The sequence below is a fragment of the Thauera linaloolentis 47Lol = DSM 12138 genome (genome assembly GCF_000310205.1).
GTDB classification, from domain to species: domain Bacteria; phylum Pseudomonadota; class Gammaproteobacteria; order Burkholderiales; family Rhodocyclaceae; genus Thauera; species Thauera linaloolentis.
The window spans coordinates 1-17,581 of record NZ_AMXE01000077.1 but is presented as its reverse complement, the minus strand read 5'-3'; the positions used below and the strand labels follow the sequence as shown (position 1 = coordinate 17,581).

The 17,581-nt window shown below is 68.0% G+C and carries 17 protein-coding genes and 1 pseudogene; 7 read left to right on the top strand and 11 right to left on the bottom strand.

Annotated elements, in window-relative coordinates:
* The 7 genes and pseudogenes from C666_RS21000 to yfiR all read right to left on the bottom strand — a co-directional run.
* Positions 1 to 96 (bottom strand): annotated as a pseudogene (locus C666_RS21000) (allantoinase); the annotation flags it as partial.
* Positions 97 to 235: 139 nt separating this feature from the next.
* Positions 236 to 991, bottom strand: coding sequence for a GntR family transcriptional regulator (locus C666_RS15560; protein WP_004342780.1), 756 nt, complete (start codon positions 989 to 991; stop codon positions 236 to 238).
* Between the two features lie 697 nt (positions 992 to 1,688).
* The gene (locus C666_RS15555; RefSeq protein ID WP_004342777.1) at positions 1,689 to 2,450 is read right to left on the bottom strand and encodes an ABC transporter permease; all 762 of its coding nucleotides are present in this window, start codon (positions 2,448 to 2,450) and stop codon (positions 1,689 to 1,691) included.
* Positions 2,447 to 3,409 (bottom strand): ABC transporter ATP-binding protein, encoded by a 963-nt coding sequence (locus tag C666_RS15550; protein WP_004342776.1) that lies wholly within the window; start codon positions 3,407 to 3,409, stop codon positions 2,447 to 2,449. The genes C666_RS15555 and C666_RS15550 overlap by 4 nt, the downstream gene beginning before the upstream one ends.
* A 43-nt stretch (positions 3,410 to 3,452) precedes the next feature.
* Positions 3,453 to 3,917 carry an outer membrane lipoprotein YfiB gene (gene yfiB, locus C666_RS15545; protein ID WP_086013370.1) on the bottom strand — a complete coding sequence of 155 codons (465 nt, stop codon included), beginning with the start codon at positions 3,915 to 3,917 and terminating at the stop codon, positions 3,453 to 3,455.
* 59 nt (positions 3,918 to 3,976) lie between these two features.
* Positions 3,977 to 5,251 carry a diguanylate cyclase DgcN/YfiN gene (gene dgcN / locus C666_RS15540; protein WP_004342773.1) on the bottom strand — a complete coding sequence of 425 codons (1,275 nt, stop codon included), beginning with the start codon at positions 5,249 to 5,251 and terminating at the stop codon, positions 3,977 to 3,979.
* Positions 5,248 to 5,799, bottom strand: coding sequence for a regulatory sequestration protein YfiR (gene yfiR, locus C666_RS15535; RefSeq protein WP_004342771.1), 552 nt, complete (start codon positions 5,797 to 5,799; stop codon positions 5,248 to 5,250). The genes dgcN and yfiR overlap by 4 nt, the downstream gene beginning before the upstream one ends.
* 259 nt (positions 5,800 to 6,058) lie before the next feature.
* Here yfiR and C666_RS15530 point away from each other — a divergent pair, with 259 nt between their 5' ends.
* Entirely contained in the window at positions 6,059 to 6,604 is a 546-nt protein-coding gene (locus tag C666_RS15530) for a hypothetical protein (protein ID WP_004342770.1), read from the top strand.
* A 114-nt stretch (positions 6,605 to 6,718) separates the two neighbouring features.
* Here C666_RS15530 and leuE read toward each other — a convergent pair whose 3' ends face one another.
* Both leuE and C666_RS15520 read right to left on the bottom strand, forming a co-directional pair.
* On the bottom strand, positions 6,719 to 7,381 hold the full coding sequence (gene leuE / locus C666_RS15525; protein ID WP_004342768.1) for a leucine efflux protein LeuE: 663 nt from the start codon (positions 7,379 to 7,381) through the stop codon (positions 6,719 to 6,721).
* A gap of 94 nt (positions 7,382 to 7,475) precedes the next feature.
* Positions 7,476 to 8,378 carry a toll/interleukin-1 receptor domain-containing protein gene (locus C666_RS15520; protein ID WP_004342767.1) on the bottom strand — a complete coding sequence of 301 codons (903 nt, stop codon included), beginning with the start codon at positions 8,376 to 8,378 and terminating at the stop codon, positions 7,476 to 7,478.
* Between the two features lie 142 nt (positions 8,379 to 8,520).
* On the opposite strand from C666_RS15520, the gene guaD reads away from it, so the two are divergent.
* Positions 8,521 to 9,852: a guanine deaminase gene (gene guaD / locus C666_RS15515; RefSeq protein WP_004342766.1), complete on the top strand. Its 1,332-nt coding sequence runs from the start codon at positions 8,521 to 8,523 to the stop codon at positions 9,850 to 9,852.
* Between the two features lie 28 nt (positions 9,853 to 9,880).
* Here the strand turns inward: guaD and C666_RS15510 are convergent, their stop codons facing one another.
* Together C666_RS15510 and C666_RS15505 are read right to left on the bottom strand one after the other, a co-directional pair.
* Positions 9,881 to 10,768 carry a DMT family transporter gene (locus C666_RS15510; protein WP_004342764.1) on the bottom strand — a complete coding sequence of 296 codons (888 nt, stop codon included), beginning with the start codon at positions 10,766 to 10,768 and terminating at the stop codon, positions 9,881 to 9,883.
* 97 nt (positions 10,769 to 10,865) lie between these two features.
* Positions 10,866 to 11,516, bottom strand: coding sequence for a GntR family transcriptional regulator (locus C666_RS15505; RefSeq protein WP_038001245.1), 651 nt, complete (start codon positions 11,514 to 11,516; stop codon positions 10,866 to 10,868).
* A 308-nt stretch (positions 11,517 to 11,824) separates the two neighbouring features.
* On the opposite strand from C666_RS15505, the gene C666_RS15500 reads away from it, so the two are divergent.
* From C666_RS15500 to C666_RS15480, 5 genes are all read left to right on the top strand, one after another.
* Complete coding sequence (locus tag C666_RS15500) at positions 11,825 to 13,171, top strand: C4-dicarboxylate transporter DctA (protein ID WP_004342761.1); 1,347 nt, start codon at positions 11,825 to 11,827, stop codon at positions 13,169 to 13,171.
* Between the two features lie 117 nt (positions 13,172 to 13,288).
* Positions 13,289 to 14,335, top strand: a complete 1,047-nt coding sequence (gene alc, locus C666_RS15495) for an allantoicase (RefSeq protein WP_004342760.1) — start codon at positions 13,289 to 13,291, stop codon at positions 14,333 to 14,335.
* A gap of 90 nt (positions 14,336 to 14,425) precedes the next feature.
* Entirely contained in the window at positions 14,426 to 14,938 is a 513-nt protein-coding gene (locus C666_RS15490; protein ID WP_004342756.1) for an ureidoglycolate lyase, read from the top strand.
* A gap of 123 nt (positions 14,939 to 15,061) precedes the next feature.
* Positions 15,062 to 15,577 carry an AmiS/UreI family transporter gene (locus tag C666_RS15485; RefSeq protein WP_004342753.1) on the top strand — a complete coding sequence of 172 codons (516 nt, stop codon included), beginning with the start codon at positions 15,062 to 15,064 and terminating at the stop codon, positions 15,575 to 15,577.
* Between the two features lie 419 nt (positions 15,578 to 15,996).
* Positions 15,997 to 17,496, top strand: a complete 1,500-nt coding sequence (locus C666_RS15480; RefSeq protein ID WP_004342751.1) for a nucleobase:cation symporter-2 family protein — start codon at positions 15,997 to 15,999, stop codon at positions 17,494 to 17,496.
* The last annotated feature ends 85 nt before the right edge of the window (positions 17,497 to 17,581 follow it).

Sequence of the window (17,581 nt, the reverse complement as noted above, 5' to 3'; positions counted from 1 at the left end):
CGCGATGCGGGCGCCGCCCGGCCAGGCCGCATGCGGTGGCCTCCGGCCGTAGCCGATCAGGTCGCGAGGGTAGGAGATCGGGGTATGCGGGTTCATTGCGTTCTACTCCAGTAATGGCGGACATCCGGCTTCGAGGCCGGTCGCTTTCTTGGGGGCGGGGTTGGCGCCAATCGGGACGGAGAGGCGCCCGGATACAGGCAGCGGCCGGAGAGGGCCCGGCTGCCGGGCGGAGCGCTCAGCCTCCGCCGCGGTGGCGGCGCGCCACCTCATCGAGGATCTTGCGCAGGTCCGGCTCGGCGGGCTCCTCCTCGACCAGCACGACGGTGCGCTCGATGTCCTTCAGATGCCGTTCCATCCACGCCCGCGCGCCTTCCACGTCGCCGGCGGCGATCAGATCCAGCACCGCCTCATGCTCGGAATGGCGGCAGCTTCCAGCCATCGGCGCACCGTAGGTGGCGATGACCAGCGACGAGCGCGACACCAGCCCGGCAAGGAATTCGACGATGGTTTCGTTCTCGGACAGCCGCGCCAGCACCACGTGGAACTCGCCCGACAGGTAGATCGACTCGCGCCGGTCGCCACGCGCCTCGGCCTCGTGCTCGCGGCGGATGATTGTGCGCAACACATCCAGCCCGGCAGGCGTGGCCTTGGCCACCACCTGCGCGAGCACGCCGCATTCGACGATGCGCCGCGCGGCAAAGATGTCGCGCGCCTCCTTCACCGTGGGCTGGGCGACCGTGGCGCCACGGTTCAGGCGGATGTCCACCAGGCGCTCGTAGGACAGGCGCTGCAAGACCTTGCGGATGCTGGTGCGGCTGACGCCGAAAGCCTCGGCCAGCGTGTCCTCGGGCAGCTTGGTGCCGGGTTCGAGATGGTTCTCGACGATGGCCGCATACAGGTTGCCGTAGATCGCCTCGTCACGCCCGCCACCGGACATCGCGTCCTCACCCTGCATCGCGCCGAGATCGATCGACGTACGCTTCTTGCCCATTTCTGCCTGTCTCCATTATCGGCAGCCTGCAAAGACGGGCCACCTGCTTTTGTTTGCAGTTTATTTTCAGTTTGTACATAAAACAATATTTTTTTGTATTCATTCAAAACATCTATCGTACACAATTCATCCATCTCGCCTTTCCGCACGCACACGTCCCCCTCACACACCGGATTTCCCGCGGCGCGGCACGCGCTCGGGCAGCCGGCTTCGGGCGCCACACCGTATGCTTCGCGCACAGCGGTGCCGACGGCCATCCGCCTGGCAGGAATCGCTTCCGCATGTATTTCCGCTGCGACAAGATCCGGACTACAGGGCCGGGCGCGCGATCACCAACCCGCTGACCCCCAGGTGGAGCCATTCGCCGCAATGAAGCGCCCGCCCTGCGCGTGGCCGCGCCCGGCTCACCGCCGGCGCGCAGCCTGCCCCCGATGGGGTTAGACGATGCCGGGAACACATCATGGCTCTGCCCGAACGCGCGCGCCGTTTCGAACGCCACGACTTCCTCGCCTGAGAATCGGGGCAGGACGTCAAGCATGAATACGTCGCGGGCGAGGTGTTCGCCCAGGCCGCCGCCTGCCTTCCGGCGACTGGCTACTCGCCACCCACGACAGTGCACGCGCGCTGGTGCTGGCCTCGCTGGATCTGGAAATCGGGCTGGACGAGGTGTTCGAAGACGTCGGCGACCCGCCGGCGCTCAGGGCTTGAGCCTGTACCCGGTCTTGAACATCCACATGACGATGGCGACGAACACCGCCAGGAACAGCAGCGCCATGCCCACGCTGACGCCCACCGCCACGTCCGCGCTGCCGTAGAAGCTCCAGCGGAAACCGCTGACCAGATACACCACCGGGTTGAACAGGCTCACCGTCTGCCACGCCGGCGGCAGCATGTCGATGGAGTAGAAGCTGCCGCCGAGAAAGGTCAGCGGCGTGATGACGAGCAGCGGCACCAGTTGCAGCTTGTCGAAGTTGTCCGCCCAGATGCCGAGGATGAAGCCCAGCAGGCTGAAGGTGAGCGCGGTCAGCACCAGGAAGAACAGCATCCACAGCGGATGCTCGATGCGCAGCGGCACGAACAGCGCGGCGGTGGCCAGGATGATCAGGCTCAGCATGATCGCCTTGGTGGCGGCCGCGCCGACGTAGCTGGCGACGATCTCGAAGTGCGACACCGGCGCCGACAGCACCTCGTAGATGGTGCGCGAGAACTTCGGGAAGAAGATCGCGAAGGTGGCGTTCGACACGCTCTGCGTCAGCAGGTTGAGCATGATGAGCCCGGGCACGATGAAGGCGCCGTAGCTCACCCCCTCGACCTCCGGAATGTAGCCGCCGATGGCCGAGCCGAACACGACGAAGTACAGCGAGGTGGAAATCACCGGTGCCAGCACGCTCTGCAGCAGCGTTCGGCGGGTGCGGGCCATTTCGAACAGATAGATGGCGCGGATGGCGTGCCAGTTCATCGTGCGTCCTCCGTCACGGCCTGCTCGCGTGCGCTGACCAGGCTCACGAAGATATCTTCCAGCGAACGCTGCGCGGTATGCAGGTCGGCAAAGCAGATGCCCGCGCTTCCCAGGTCCCGCAGCAGATCGGCGATGGCGGTTTCGCGGCCCTCGCCTTCGCCCTCGTCCTCGTAGCGGTACACCAGTTCCGTGCCGCCCTTGGCCAGCACCAGCCCGTAGTGCGCCAGCGCGGATGGGATCTGCGCCAGCGGCGCGGCGAGCTGCAGCGTCAACTGCTTGCCGCCGAGCTTGCGCATCAGCGTTTCCTTGTCCTCGACCAGGATCAGTTCGCCCTTGCTGATCACGCCCACGCGGTCGGCCATTTCCTCGGCCTCCTCGATGTAGTGCGTGGTCAGGATCACGGTTACGCCGGTATCGCGCAGGCGGCGGACTAGCTGCCACATGTCGCGCCGCAGCTCCACATCCACGCCGGCGGTCGGTTCGTCCAGGAACAGCACCTGCGGCTCGTGCGACAGCGCCTTCGCGATCAGCACCCGCCGTTTCATGCCGCCCGACAGCGCCACCAGGCGGACGTCCTTCTTGCTCCACAGCGACAGCGCCTTGAGCAGCTCCTCGATGTAGGCCGGGTTCGGCGGCTTGCCGAACAGGCCCCGGCTGAAGCTGACGGTGTTCCACACCGACTCGAAGGCGTCGGTGGTCAGCTCCTGCGGCACCAGGCCGATCATCGCGCGCGCGGCGCGATAGTCGCGGATGATGTCGTGGCCATCGACCGCCACCCGCCCGGCGGTCGGGTTGACCAGGCCGCAGATGATGCTGATCAGCGTGGTCTTGCCGGCGCCGTTCGGCCCCAGCAGGGCGAAAATCTCGCCGCGCCGGATGTCGAGGTCGATGTGCTTGAGTGCGGCAAAGCCGCTGGAATAGGTCTTGGAGAGCGCGGAGATGGAAATGATCGGCTGCATGGCGGGCAAGATAGCAGGAAAGGCCGCCGCGCCGGCATCGCGCTCAATCTCCGGGCACGATGATGGCGACGCGGCGGTTCTGCGCACGCCCTTCCGGCGTGGCGTTGTCGGCGATCGGCCGCGTGTTGCCGAAGCTGCGGCGGACGACGTTGCGGTCGAGGATGCCATGCCGCGCGATCTCGCGCGCGACCGCCTCGGCACGCCGTTCCGACAAGGCCTGGTTGTACTCGGGGGAGCCGGTATTGTCGGTATGGCCCTCGACCCGCACGCGGTCGATCTCGATGATGCTCAGCGCGGTGGCGACCTGTTCGATGATCCCGGCGGCTTCATCGGTGAGCTGGTCGGTATCGGTCGCGAACAGGATGCGCCCGCTCAGGTTGAGCCCCCAGCCATCCTCGGTTTCGGTGAATCCGGCCTTGATCAGCGTGGCGATCTGCGCCTCGCTGAGGCCGCGTGCGGCCGGCGGCTGCGTCTGGCAGGCGCCCAGCAACAGCGCTGCCGCCAGCATCAGGAAGCACTGGCGAACGAACTGGAGCGGTCCAGGGTGGAAACTGCGGGTCATGCGGTTCAATCTCCGGAAGTGGGCAGGCGATGGATTGCGGGATCGAAGATCCGGTAGTGGCCGCGCCCGTTCTGCTTGGTGGTGTACATGGCCTGGTCGGCGGCGATGAGCAGTTGGTCGGCGGTCCGGCCATGCTCGGGGAACAGGGCGATGCCGATGCTGACGCCGGGGACGATCATGGTGTCGCCGACCGGCAGCGGCGGCACCATGGCGGCCAGGATCTTCTCCGCGACCAGGATGGCATCCTCGACGTCGCGCACCGAATCCAGCAACACGGTGAATTCGTCGCCCCCCAGGCGGGCGACGAGATCGGTGTCGCGGATGCAGCCGCGGATGCGGTCGGCCACCTCGACCAGCAGCGCATCGCCGGCCGCATGGCCGTACTCATCGTTGATCCGCTTGAAGCGGTCGTTGTCCAGGTACAGCACGCCGACCTTGCTGCCGGACGCCTTGGCCTCGGCCAGCGCCTGCTCCAGCCGCTCGATGAAGCCGCGCCGATTGGCCAGGCCGGTCAGGCCGTCACGCAACGCGAGCTGCGACAAGGTCTGGTTGGCCACCTCCAGGCTGTACTGGCGCGCGGTCAGCTCGAGGTTGCGGGCATGGAGTTCGGCGAACAAGGCATTGAAGTCCTTGCCCAGTTGGTCGAACTCGACGATGTCGAAGGGCGGCACGCGGCGGCTGAAATCCTGCTTCAGCCGGGCGCCGTGGGTGGCGGCGGCCAGGACCTGGAGCTGGTTCGTGATGCGTTGCGCCATCCGCCGCGCCAGGCGGCGCGCGGCATAGAAGAACAAGGTAATACAGACCAGGCCGACGATGCTGGCCTGCAGGGTGTAGACGATGAAGCGCGCACCGTTGCCATGTACTGCCACCTTGCCGATGCGCCTGTTGCCGGAGCGGATCTCGGCGCCGATCGGATCGGGAAACAGCAGCCGCCCCACGGCCTCGTCGACATGCCCGGACAGGCCGCTGCCTTCGAAGCCGTGGCTGGCCAGCGTGCGCCCGTCGAGCGTGGTGATGCTGGCCGCCCGCAGTTGCTCGCGCTCGGCGATCTGCACCAGGATCTCGGAGGCGGTCCCCCGGTCCTCGAACAGGACGGCGGCCTCCGCCGAATAAGCGATGGTGCGCGCAACGAGCTGCAGGTGCTGCTCGATCTGCCCCTTCAGCGTGAGCAGGGTCAGGATGAACAGCGCGGTACCGGCCAGCGCAATCGCCAGGACGGTGGAATCCGAGTACGTCCTGTGCAAGGCCTGGAAAAGAGTGGTGCGCTTGAGGCTCGTCATGGGCGGTTCGGCAACTGTCTGCTCAGCCGCAACACTTGAGGGTTGACGCGCAGCCCGCTGCGGGAAATGGCATCGAGGTTGGCTGCGAAACGCACACTGCCGGCCGCGCCTTCGAGGCAGAACATGCCACCGAAGGAGCAGAAATCGCGCTCTTCGCCGATCGTGAGGACGGGCTTGCCGGTCAGGGCCTTGACGAGCGCCGTCAAGCGCTCCGGCGGCAGCTTGCCGACATACAGCACGTCGCACTGGCTGACCGCTTCCTGCTCGGTGACGGCGCCATGCACGGTGACGCTGCGCTCCGGCCCGAACCAGTCGGACGGACGGTACAGGGCATCGCCATGCGTGCTGTTGCCGATGATGCACAGCCGCAGCGGCTGGGGCGGCTGAGGCCAGCGGGTATAGCTGATGATGCCCCACACCACGGCACTGGCAACCAGTTGCCCCCCGGCCTCCAGCGCGGCCTGCTGCCCGCTCTGCGCATGGGCGAGCGACGCGCCGCCAGCAAGGGGTACGGCCGCCAGGCAGTGGATGAACAGCTTGCGTAACATGTTGGCGTTTCCAATCGGGAATAGACCGCTGCGAAGCCATGGCAGGCATCGGCGGCGGATCCGGACATCGGAGCGGCGAACCAGTATGTGCCGGCCGCGATTCTAGCCTTGGGCACCCTGTCCCGTTCGCGCACTTTTTCTCATCGGGCCCTCGTTTTCGGGCCCGTGGCCTTCGGCGCAGATGGCACGCGGCGCGCCTGGCGAAGAACCAGCATGATTCTTGCTTGACGCCATGCACAGACTCGCCAGGCCCACCGTCATGCAACTATCCACCGCCACCGCCCTTGCCCCGGCCACGCCCGGCACGATCACGCGCCAACGGGCGCAAGAGCCGGCCGCCACGGCCCCGGCCACCGCTGCCGCGCCGCCGGATCTCCCGCCGCTGCGCATTCTCCAAGGCCACGAACTGCCGCAGGCAACGGCAGATTTTGCCGCCGACCTCACGCGCCGCTTTCGCGACGCCGGCATCCGCGTGCCGCCCGACCCCGTGCTCGGCAGCGATCTCGCCGGACAGGTCCGGGTGGCCAACAGCCACCCGGACCAGGCGCGGATCGAAGCGATGTTCGAGAACGATTTCGATCTGCGCAACCGCTTCGCCGAACTCTCGGGCGCCTACCAACTGCAGCGCGCGGTCGAGAACTACGATGAATTCACGGCGGCCTACCAGAAGCTCGAAGGCAAGCCCGACGCGCAGGCCGCGCTGGTGCGCAGCCGCATCGTGCACAACCAGGCCCAGTTCTTCATGAACATCGGCAGCGACGGCGCCGAGCCCTTCTTCGGCGGCCTGGGCAGGATAACGGCCTGAGCCGACGCCCCGGCCGGAGCGGCTACCCCCGATACGGTTCAGTTAGTGCGCTCCCCGTTACTGTAGGAGCGGCGCCAACCGCGAAAATAGCTGCCTGTTTTTCCGTAGGAGCGGCTAACCCAGCGTCGCCGTCGCCAGCTTGGCGCCGAAGCCGATGAACACGCCCCCCACACCCGCGGTGGCGCCGGCCGCCGCGCGGCGATGGCGGCGGAACTGGGCCGCGAGCTTCGCGCCGGCCAGGATCAGCACCGACAGGTAGAGCACGCTGCAGGTCTGCACGATGACGCCGAGGATCACGAACGACAGCGCCGGATGCGCATAGGCCGGATCGACGAACTGGATGAAGAAGGACACGAAGAACAGGATGGCCTTCGGGTTCATCAGGCTGATGACGAGCGCCGTGCGGAACGGATGCGGCGTGCCGCCCACGCCGGGGTAGTCGGGCACGGCTTCGGCAGGCGCATCGTTGCCACGCCGCCAGGCGGCCAGGCTGGCGCGCAGCAGACCGACCCCGACCCAGGCCAGGTAGGCCGCGCCCGCGTACTTGATCGCCATGAACAGTTCGGGCGTGGCGCGCAGCAGCGAGGCCATGCCGGTGACCGCGAGCAGCATCAGGATGGTGTCGCCGACGAAGATGCCCGCCGCGCCGCGATAGCCCGCCGCCACGCCCCAGCGCGAGGCGGTGGCCATCACGTAGAGCGAATTCGGACCGGGCAGCAGCACGATGAAAATCGTGCCGAGAATGAAGGCGGTCAGATCGGTGATGCCGTAGAACATGGCTGCATCCGCAGGCTGGTGAAGAGTCCGTTACTTTGCCACGCGTCCCGCGCGGGAACCAGAGGGCGCAAGCCCCGCCGGGCGGACCGCCGCCTCAGGGCCGCGTGGCGACGAAGCCGAGCGGCGCATCCACGCCATGGCGGCGGTGTATCTGCAGGCTCGCGCGCAAGGCGTCGCCCTCAGGCCACAGTTCGTAGCGCTGCACCATCTCCTGCACCGCCTCGCCGCCGGCGACGGAGCCCGCGCGCGTGACGAAGCGCAAGCGCCCGTCGCGCCACTCGGCCTGTTCGATCGCGCGCGGGACGCCGAGGAAGCTCGCGCTGCCCTCGACCACGCCGTCGCGCACCATGAACTCGAAACGCTCCTGCAGGCTGAGATTCCACGGATAGGCCACCTCCGCCTGCCAGACCCCTTGCAGCGCCTGCGGGCCGGGCGCGGCGGAGCGCGGCCACAGCCATGCGGCAAGGACGAGGCCGCCAAGCGCGGCAGCGGCCACGACCCCCGCCCAGCGCCGCCGCCGTGGCGCCGGGCCGTCCCCCAGCCACTGCGCCAGCACCGCATGCAGCCGCTGCAGGTCGGCCGGCCACGAAGCGTCGGTGAGCGACAGCGCATGGCGTTTTGCCAGCCCGCGCAGGGATGGCGGCAGCGCATGCGCAGCAGGCATCGCCGCGCCCCCCACCAGCACCGGCACCACCGGCTTGCCCGACATCAGCGCGCATTCGATCTCGCGCCGCACGTAATCGTCGGCACGGTCGAGCCGGCGCTCGCCGTCGCGGCTGGCCGCGAGCCAGCCCGGGCCGATCACCACCAGCACGGCCCGGACCCGCTGCAGGCCGTGCTCGATGGCAGCCTCGAAGTCGGCACCGGGCCGGATGTCGTCCACGTCGCGGAACACGCTGCCCACACCCAGGCGCTGTTCGAGCGCATCCGTCAGCCGGCCGGCAAAGCCGGCGCTGTCGTCGCGGCGATAGGAAACGAAGACACTGGGCACGGGCATCCGCAAGGCATCGACACGCCTGCATTCAAGCACGCGGATCGCCGGCCGGCCACCCGCATCGGCGGCGATGCCGGTAGTATCGCTGGAATGGAAATCAGGCTGACGGCAGGCTCGCTCAGCCCGGAGCACCGGAACCCGCCTCATGAGCACCACCGACGCCCTGCCGCTGCGCGCCGTCCGCGGCGAAATCCTGCACTTCCTGTCCGACCCCGCCGAGCACGGCGCGGCGGCCTGGCAGCACTTCGGCGACGGCATCCTCGCCATCCGCGACGGCTGCGTCGCCGAGCTGGGCCCGGCGCAAGACATGCTGGCCAAGCTGCCGTCCGACATCGCGCTGGACGACCATCGCGGCAAGCTGGTCCTGCCCGGCTTCGTCGACACCCACATCCACTACGCGCAGACCGACATCATCGCCAGCCACGGCGAACAACTGCTGGCGTGGCTGGAGAAGTACACCTTTCCCGCAGAAGCGCGCTTCGCCGACCCCGTACACGCCGCCGCGACGGCCGATTTCTTCTGCGACGAACTGCTGCGCAACGGCACGACGACGGCGATGGCCTTTGCCACCGTGCACGCCGCCTCGGCCGAGGCGCTGTTCGCCGCGGCGCTGCGGCGGCGCATGCGCCTGATCACCGGCAAGGTGCTGATGGACCGCAACTGCCCCGAGGAGCTGCGCGACACGGCACAGGCGGGCGATGCCGAATCCCGCGCGCTGATCGCGCGCTGGCACGGCCGCGAACGCCTGCTGTACGCGGTGACGCCGCGCTTCGCGGGGACCTCGACGCGCGGGCAGATGCAGCGCGCCGGGCGCCTGTTCGCCGAACACCCCGACCTCCACCTGCAGTCGCACCTGGCCGAAAACCGCGGCGAAGTCGAATGGATCGCCAGGCTCTACCCCGAGGCGCGCAGCTACCTGGACGTATACGACCGCTTCGGCCAGCTCGGCGAGCGCAGCATCTACGCCCACTGCATCTGGCTCGACCGGGCCGACCGCGAACGCATGGCCGCGACCGGCAGCGCAATGAGCTTCTGCCCGAGTTCGAACCTGTTCCTGGGCTCGGGCCTGTTCGACCTGGCGCAGGCGCGGGCGCTGGGGGTGCGCGTGGGCATCGGCACCGACGTCGGCGCCGGCACCAGCTTCTCGATGCTGCAGACCCTGGGCGACGCCTACAAGGTGCTGCAGCTCGCGGGCCAGCGCCTGTCGGCCGCGAGCGCCTTCCACCTCGCGACGCTGGGCGGCGCGCGCAGCCTGTACCTGGACGGGCGCATCGGCAACTTCCTGCCCGGCAGGGAAGCGGACTTCGTCGTCCTCGACCCGCAGGCCACGCCGCTGATGGCCCGGCGCATGGCAGGCTGCGCCAGCCTAGACGAGCGCCTGTTCGTGCTGATGATGCTCGGCGACGACCGCGCCGTGGCGGCCACCCATGTGATGGGCGAACCGGCCTGGCGGCGCGGGGCGCCCCCGCCCGACTGAAGGCCCTCGGGCCGCCCCCGCCGGCGCGTCAGCGTCCCTGCCTGCGCGACTGCCACGCGGACCACAGGCTGACCAGGGCCAGCGCGCCGCCGATCAGCAGCATGCCGGCAAACTCGGCCGCCGACGGCCGTTCGCCCAGCTCGATCCAGCCCGCCAGCACGCCGATCATCGGAATGCCCAGCGCCGACAGCCCGGCCATGCCGGCCGACAGGTGCTGCAGGATGTAGAGCCACAGCAGCCAGGCCAGCCCCGTCGCCAGCACCGCGTTGAAGGCGAGCGCACCGAAGAAGTAAGGCGTCGGATCGACCGGCCGCGAAGGCAGCAGGCTGGCGACCAGGCACAGCGCCAACGCGCCGAACAGCATCTGCCATGCGGTCAGCGCCAGCAGGTCGAAGTCGTGGTCGCGCCGCATGCGCTTGGCCAGCACCGCCGACGCCCCCCAGGTCAGCCCGCCGAGCAAGGCCAGCGCATTGCTGAAGGCACTGCCGCCCATGTTCCAGGGTTCGAGTATCAGCACCAGTCCACAGGCGGCGATCGCGATCGCCAGCCACTGTATCCCGCGCACCCTCTCCCCCAGCGCCCACCACGCGATCGGGATCGTCCAGAACGGCATCGTGTAGACCAGCACCGCGGTCTTGCCCGCGCCGCCCGCCACCAGCGCCCACTGGATGAGGGCGGTGAAGGCCCCGGTCTGCAGCAGACCGAGCAGCATCACCTGGGGCAGCGCGCCCACCTTCATCGGCCGCCGCAGCACCACCAGCACCAGGAACAGCGTCGCCGCACCGAGCAAGGTGCGGATGGCGGAAAAGTCGAAGGGGCCGATGTACTGGATGACCTGTTTCATCACCACCCAGTTGTAGCCCCAGATGCCCGACAGCACGACCAGGGCGAGGATGGCGAGGCGGAAAGGCTGCATTGTGAGGCTCACTCGAGAAAACGCGCGGCCTCTGGTGCAAGCGGACCGCGCCATGGTACGGGGGCCGACGGCATCGGCCCCATGATCGAAACAGGCTTCAGACGATGATGCCCCACCAGCGCAGGGTCTGCCGGAAGTGATCGCGCACTGCGGTGGCGGCGCGCTCCTCCTCGCCGGCGGCGATCGTGTCGATGATCGCCAGGTGTTCCTCCATCGCCGGCACGATGCGGTCGGGCAGCAGCGGCCGCGAATGCTGGATGACCGAGATGCGGTCGCGGTTGCGGGCGTAGATCTCGCGTGCGCTGTCGTTGTCGAGCGCATCCGCGAGCGCCGAATGCAGCGCCCAATCGACCGCCATCGCCTCGCGCTGCAGCGAAGACGTGATGCCGTCGCGCGCGGCATCGAGCACGCGCTGGTGCAGCGCGCGCAAGGCATCGAGCCTGCCCCCCGCGCGCACGAGCTGGCGCGCGCCTTCCTGGTCGAAGATCGTGCGCAGGTGGAAGCACTCGCGGATCAGCTCCGGGGTGGCTTCCATGACGGCGACGCCGCGTTTGGGCAGCACGCGCACCAGCGCGGCGGACTCGGCACGCTTGACCGCTTCCCTGACGGGCGCGATCGGCAGGCCGATCGATTTCACCAGGTCGGGCATCGACACGAACTGTCCGGCGCGCAGCCCTCCGCCAGCCAGCAATTCACGCAGCGCCAGAAAGGCCTTGTCGGCCAGCAGCAGACCGTCAGCATCCGGCATGTTCATTTCGTCGCTCCCGTGTGATGCGGGCATTGTCACACACGGCCAGGACAGGGCAAATGCCTGTCAACATCTCAGCTTTTTACCATTAAAAATTTTTAGTACCATATCACTGTCGTTATATCTAACATTTCAGAAGAAATATAACAGCGCATCGCTAGTGGACGTGGTATCCGGCGTTCCCGCAGTGGTGGCCGAAACAGGCAGGCCGAACCCCGGTCGGCCCGGACGCGGCATAAAACCAGAACGGCTGCCAGGGCATCGCCTGCCCCGGGGCAGCCCCTTCCACACGGTTCGCGAGGCAAGCCATGCAAAAGCGTTTCTACAGGACTTTGTTCGGGCAAGTCGTCATCGCCCTGATTCTCGGCGTCGTCGTCGGTGTCGTCTGGCCCGAGTTCGCCGTCAAGCTCAAGCCGTTCGGCGACGGCTTCATCAAGCTGATCAAGATGATCATCGCGCCACTGGTGTTCTGCGTCGTCGTGCACGGCATCTGCAGCACCGGCGACCTGAAGAAGGTCGGCCGCGTCGGCGTCAAGGCGCTGGTGTATTTCGAGATCGTCACCACCTTCGCTCTCGCCCTCGGCATCCTGCTGGCCTACACGCTGCAGCCCGGCGTCGGCATGAACGTCGATCCGAACTCGCTCGACGCCTCCAGCATGGCCGGCTACACCGACCGCGTCGCCCAGGCCACGAGCACGGTCGACTTCATCATGAAGATCATCCCGGCCACCTTCGTCGATGCCTTCGCCAAGGGCGACATCCTGCAGGTGCTGTTGATCGCCATCCTGTTCGGCACCGCGGTAGCGGCGCTGGGCGAGAAGGGGCGTCCGGTGACGGCCGCCATCGACAGCCTGTCGCACGTGTTCTTCAAGCTCATCGGCTTCATCGTCAAGCTCGCGCCGCTCGGCGTGCTCGGCGCGATCGCCTTCACCGTCGGCAAGTACGGCGTCGGCTCGCTGAAGCAGCTCGGCATGCTGGTGGCGCTGTTCTACGTCACCTGCACGGTCTTCGTCATCATGGTGCTCGGCTTCATCCTGCGCCTGGCCGGCTTCAACATCTTCAAGTTCCTGAAGTACATGCGCGAGGAACTGCTGGTGGTGCTCGGCACCGCGTCGTCGGACTCGGTGCTGCCGCAGGTCATGCGCAAGCTCGAACTGATGGGGGTGAAGGATTCCACCGTCGGCCTGGTGATTCCCACCGGCTACTCGTTCAACCTCGACGGCTTCTCGATCTACCTGACGCTGGCCGCCGTCTTCATCGCCCAGGCCACCAACACGCCGCTGTCCACGGTCGACCTGCTGACCATCCTCGCCATCTCGCTCGTCACCTCCAAGGGCGCGCACGGCGTGCCCGGCTCGGCGATCGTGATCCTGGCCGCGACGCTGTCCGCCGTGCCGGCGATTCCGGCCATCGGCCTGGTGCTGGTGCTGTCGGTCGACTGGTTCATGGGCATGGCCCGCGCGCTGACCAACATGATCGGCAACTGCGTGGCCACCGTCGTCATCGGCGTGTGGGAAAAAGACATCGACCGCGAACGCGCCCACAAGGTGCTCGACGGCGAGATCATCGTCGACCTGCACGCGCCGATCCAGCCCGAAGCCGTGGCCGAGGCCGGCACCGCAGCCACCGCAATCGAGGTCCCGGCCCGCGCCTGAGCATCCCTCACCCCCTCCAGACCCTCCCCTGTGCGCATCCGGCGAACGGCGCGACCGTTCGCCGGGCGTGCGCGCCCTGATACCCACCGCCCCCCCTCTGAATCCAAGGAGACCTTCATGTCCAGCCACACCCCCGGCGCCCCCGTCTTCGCCCCCCCCGCCGAACTGCCCGACTGGGCACGGCGCTCCGTCGATCTCGCCAACCCACGCCTCGGCGCACGCGCCATCGCCGTCTCCGACGACTTCTTCGCCGACGTCTCCCGCATGCTCAACCCCGAGCCCGCGCAGTTCGTCCCCGGCAAGTTCGACACCAACGGGAAGTGGATGGACGGCTGGGAGTCCCGACGCAAGCGCACCGCCGGCCATGACTGGGCCGTCGTCCGCCTCGGCGTCAAGGGCGTCGTCCGCGGCTTCGACGTCGATACGTCCCACTTCACCGGCAACTACCCCCCCGCCGTGTCCATCGAGGCCTGCGTGTCCGAGTCCGACGAGGCCGACGCCCTGCAGGCCGCCGCCTGGACCGAGATCCTGCCCGCGACCGCATGCGGGCCCAACAGCCATCATCTGTTCGCGTGCGACAGCGCCCAGCCCTGGACCCACCTGCGCGTGAACATGTACCCGGATGGCGGCATCGCCCGCCTGCGCGTCTATGGCCGACCGGTCGGCTCGCTGGCCGCCGCCGCGCCCGGCGCATTGCTCGATCTGGTGGCGCTGGAGAACGGCGGGCGCGCGCTGTCGTGGAACGATGCGAGCTTCGGTTCGTCCGCCGCCGCCCTGCTGCTGCCCGGACGCGGCATGAACATGGGCGACGGCTGGGAGACCCGCCGCCGCCGCGAGCCCGGCAACGATTGGTGCGTGATCGCGCTGGGCGCCCCCGGCTCCGTCGACAAGATCGAGGTCGATACCGCTTTCTTCAAGGGCAATTATCCCGACCGCTGCTCGCTGCAGGCCGCTTACGTGGAGGGCGGGACCGACCGCTCGATCACCACACAGTCGATGTTCTGGCAGACCTTGCTGCCCGAGCAGAAACTGCAGATGGATGCGGTCCATACGTTCACCGAGCAGATCGCCCAGCTCGGGCCGATCACCCATGTGCGCTTCAACATCTTCCCCGACGGCGGCGTGTCGCGCTTGCGCGTGTGGGGCAGGCTCGACACGCGCTGATGAGCGGCCGCGCCGCGCCTTCCCCGGGGGCCGGCGCGGCGCGTCTTTCGATCCGGCCCGTCCCTTCCATCTTCTTCCGACGAGCGTCCCATGTCCGAGCAGAACGCTTTCATCCTCCAGGTCCAGCCCTTGAGCCGCGCGGCATTCGCGCCTTTCGGCGATTTGATCGAGGCCGACGATGCGGCCCACCATTTCACCATCAATGCCGGCAATACCGAGCGCTACCACGATCTGGCCAACCTCGAGCCCGGGCCCGAAGGACGCGCCATCGTGTCCATCTTCCGCGGACAGCCGCGCCGCCTGCCTTTCACCGTCACGATGATGGAGCGCCATCCGCTCGCTTCACAGGCCTTCATTCCGATGTCCGGGCACCCTTACCTGGTCGTCGTCGCCCCCCCCGGCCCGGCCCCCGATGCACAGGATCTGCGCGCCTTCCTCGCCCAACCCCACCAGGGCGTCAATTACGCGCCCGGCGTGTGGCACCATCCCCTCCTCGCCCTGGACGCCGTCTCCGAATTCATCGTCATCGACCGCGCAGGACCCGGGCACAACTGCGACGAGATCACGCTCCCGCAGCACGGCGTCATCCCGGCGCGGGGCTGAAGGACGCCGGCCGGGTTTTCTCCATATCCCTTTCCTGATACACGCCATCAGCGCCCGAGGCATTCCGCGGCATGCCGCGCCCTTACACTCCGCGCGGCCCTGAATGCATCCGAGGAGTGCGCAATGTTGCTCGGCTTGTCGCTGTTCTATGTCGGCGCAGTACTGATCCTGAACGGCCTGTGGATGCTTGGCCGGATCAGCGACCGCGAGATCTCGGTCATCAACCTGTTCGCCGGCGGGCTGACCCTGCTGGTGGCGCTCAAGCTCGCCTTCGGCGAAGGCGCGGACCAGGCCTCGATCAAGGCGGCGGCCCTGTCGCTGCTGTTCTCCTTCACTTACCTGTGGGTGGCCTTCAACCGCCTGACCGGCGCCGACGGGCGCGGCCTGGGCTGGTTCAGCCTGTTCGTGGCGCTCACCGCGGTGCCGGTGGCGATCGATACCTTGAGTATCGCCTCAAGCCTGTGGGACTGGTGGCTGGGCGCGTCGTGGGCCGCATGGTCGCTGCTCTGGCTGCTGTTCTTCCTGCTGCTGGCGCTGCGCAAGCCGGTCGCCCGCCTCACCGCCGCCATGGCGATCGGCCAGGGCGTCCTCACCGGCTGGCTGCCCGGCTACATGCTGCTGACGGGCGCGATCCGCTAAGCCGCCCCCCTTTCCTCGCCTCCTCCGCAAAGGCCGTGCCGTCCCACCGGACGCACGGCCTTCGTGCATCCGCCGCCGGCAGTCCGCGCCGGGATTGTGCGCCGCAAAAATATAAATTTTTGTATTTCACTTATTAACGGCACACGCACCATCGGCCCGATCGAGTCCCTAGACTGCATCTCAAGTCAATGCAGCACATGCGGCCAACAGCCGGCAAACCACGCCACGACGGGCGATCCCCGGCCAGGGCGGACACCAAGGGACCATCGAAAAGAACCTGCTGCCTGACTCCCCACGGCCCGCCCATCACCCCGATGGCGGCCCGGACCACGGGCACGGCACGGACATTGCGTCGGCGGCTTGCCGGCCAATGCCCGCCCCGGCGGCGAAGAGACAAACAAGCGAAGGAAGGGTACGTCATGTCAGACCACGCATCGAAAAGCGGCGCACAGCAGGTCCATCCGGTGGACGAGAAGCTGCCGGCCGGACGCCTCGCCACCCTGGGCATGCAGCACGTGCTGGTCATGTATGCGGGCGCGGTGGCGGTACCGCTGATCGTCGGCCGCGCACTGGGCCTGAGCCCCGAGCAGGTCGCCATGCTGATTTCGGCGGATCTGTTCTGCTGCGGCATGGTGACGCTGATCCAGTCGCTCGGCTTCGGCAAGTATTTCGGCATCAAGCTGCCGGTGATGATGGGCGTCACCTTCGCCGCCGTCGGCCCGATGGTCGCGATGGCCAACGTCCAGGGCGGGCCGGAAGGCGCGCGGGCCATCTTCGGCGCGATCATCGGCGCGGGGCTGGTGTCGATCCTCATCGCGCCGTTCATGAGCCGGCTGCTGCGCTTCTTCCCGCCGGTCGTCACCGGCACCATCATCGCCATCATCGGCATCAGCCTGATGCGGGTGGGCGTGGGCTGGGCGCTGGGCGGCCCCGCCCATCTGGCGCAAAGCGTCGACGTGCCGCAACTGGTGCAGATGGTCGATGGCGCCAGGGACGCCGCCGCCGCGGCCGGCACCGAGCTGACGCGCCTGCCGGGCGCCATCCCGATGGTCGACAACCCCGGCTACGGCGCGCTGGACACGATGGCGGTGGCGGGCTTCGTGCTGCTCGTGATCCTGCTGCTGGTGCGCTTCGGCCGCGGCTTCGTCGCCAACATCGCGGTATTGCTCGGCATCGTCGTCGGCTGCGTGGTGGCGGTGGTGATGGGCAGGATGCACTTCGACATGGTGGCCAAGGCCGACTGGTTCGCCGTCGTCACGCCCTTCGCCTTCGGCATGCCGACCTTCGACCCGGTGATGGTGCTGACGATGACGCTGGTGATGGTGGTGGTGATGATCGAGTCGGTGGGCATGTTCCTGGCGCTGGGCGAGATCACCGACAAGCACATCACCCGCACCGAACTGGCCGCGGGGCTGCGCACCGACGGCCTGGGCACGGTGATCGGCGGCGTGTTCAACACCTTCCCCTACACCAGCTTCTCGCAGAACGTGGGCCTGGTGGGCGTGACCGGCGTCAAGAGCCGCTGGGTGTGCGTGGCGGCGGGCGTGATCATGATCGTGCTCGGCATGCTGCCGAAGATGGCCGCGCTGGTGGAGTCGGTGCCGACCTTCGTGCTCGGCGGCGCCGGCCTGGTGATGTTCGGCATGGTCGCGGCCACCGGCATCCGCATCCTGACCAACGTCGATTTCAAGAGCAACCGCAACAACCTGTACATCGTCGCACTGTCGATCGGCTTCGGCCTGGTGCCGCTGGTGGCGCCGCGCTGGACCCAGCACATGGCCCACGGCCTGCACCCGCTGCTGGAATCGGGCATCCTGCTGACGGCGATCTCGGCGGTGCTGCTGAACCTGTACTTCAACGGCGGCCGCGAAGACCGGGCCGGCGCGATCGCGGCGGCGAAGGCGGCCGAAGCGCACTGAACCCGCCCAGGCCGGCACCCCGCCGGCCAGGGCATGCGGCATCGCAGGATGGCCGCCCGCGGACGGCCTGCCGCGCGGCGGCCAT

Bases quoted from the DNA above. Each gene is read 5' to 3' on its own strand.
- C666_RS15505 (WP_038001245.1), bottom strand. From the start codon at position 11,516: ATGCCGGATGCTGACGGTCTGCTGCTGGCCGACAAGGCCTTTCTGGCG.
- C666_RS15520 (WP_004342767.1), bottom strand. From the start codon at position 8,378: ATGCCCGTGCCCAGTGTCTTCGTTTCCTATCGCCGCGACGACAGCGCC.
- dgcN (WP_004342773.1), bottom strand. From the start codon at position 5,251: ATGACGAGCCTCAAGCGCACCACTCTTTTCCAGGCCTTGCACAGGACG.
- C666_RS15490 (WP_004342756.1), top strand. From the start codon at position 14,426: ATGTCCGAGCAGAACGCTTTCATCCTCCAGGTCCAGCCCTTGAGCCGC.
- C666_RS15510 (WP_004342764.1), bottom strand. From the start codon at position 10,768: ATGCAGCCTTTCCGCCTCGCCATCCTCGCCCTGGTCGTGCTGTCGGGC.
- yfiB (WP_086013370.1), bottom strand. From the start codon at position 3,917: ATGCTGGCGGCAGCGCTGTTGCTGGGCGCCTGCCAGACGCAGCCGCCG.
- C666_RS15555 (WP_004342777.1), bottom strand. From the start codon at position 2,450: ATGAACTGGCACGCCATCCGCGCCATCTATCTGTTCGAAATGGCCCGC.
- C666_RS15530 (WP_004342770.1), top strand. From the start codon at position 6,059: ATGCAACTATCCACCGCCACCGCCCTTGCCCCGGCCACGCCCGGCACG.
- alc (WP_004342760.1), top strand. From the start codon at position 13,289: ATGTCCAGCCACACCCCCGGCGCCCCCGTCTTCGCCCCCCCCGCCGAA.
- C666_RS15550 (WP_004342776.1), bottom strand. From the start codon at position 3,409: ATGCAGCCGATCATTTCCATCTCCGCGCTCTCCAAGACCTATTCCAGC.
- guaD (WP_004342766.1), top strand. From the start codon at position 8,521: ATGAGCACCACCGACGCCCTGCCGCTGCGCGCCGTCCGCGGCGAAATC.
- C666_RS15485 (WP_004342753.1), top strand. From the start codon at position 15,062: ATGTTGCTCGGCTTGTCGCTGTTCTATGTCGGCGCAGTACTGATCCTG.
- C666_RS15500 (WP_004342761.1), top strand. From the start codon at position 11,825: ATGCAAAAGCGTTTCTACAGGACTTTGTTCGGGCAAGTCGTCATCGCC.
- C666_RS15480 (WP_004342751.1), top strand. From the start codon at position 15,997: ATGTCAGACCACGCATCGAAAAGCGGCGCACAGCAGGTCCATCCGGTG.
- leuE (WP_004342768.1), bottom strand. From the start codon at position 7,381: ATGTTCTACGGCATCACCGATCTGACCGCCTTCATTCTCGGCACGATT.
- C666_RS15560 (WP_004342780.1), bottom strand. From the start codon at position 991: ATGGGCAAGAAGCGTACGTCGATCGATCTCGGCGCGATGCAGGGTGAG.
- yfiR (WP_004342771.1), bottom strand. From the start codon at position 5,799: ATGTTACGCAAGCTGTTCATCCACTGCCTGGCGGCCGTACCCCTTGCT.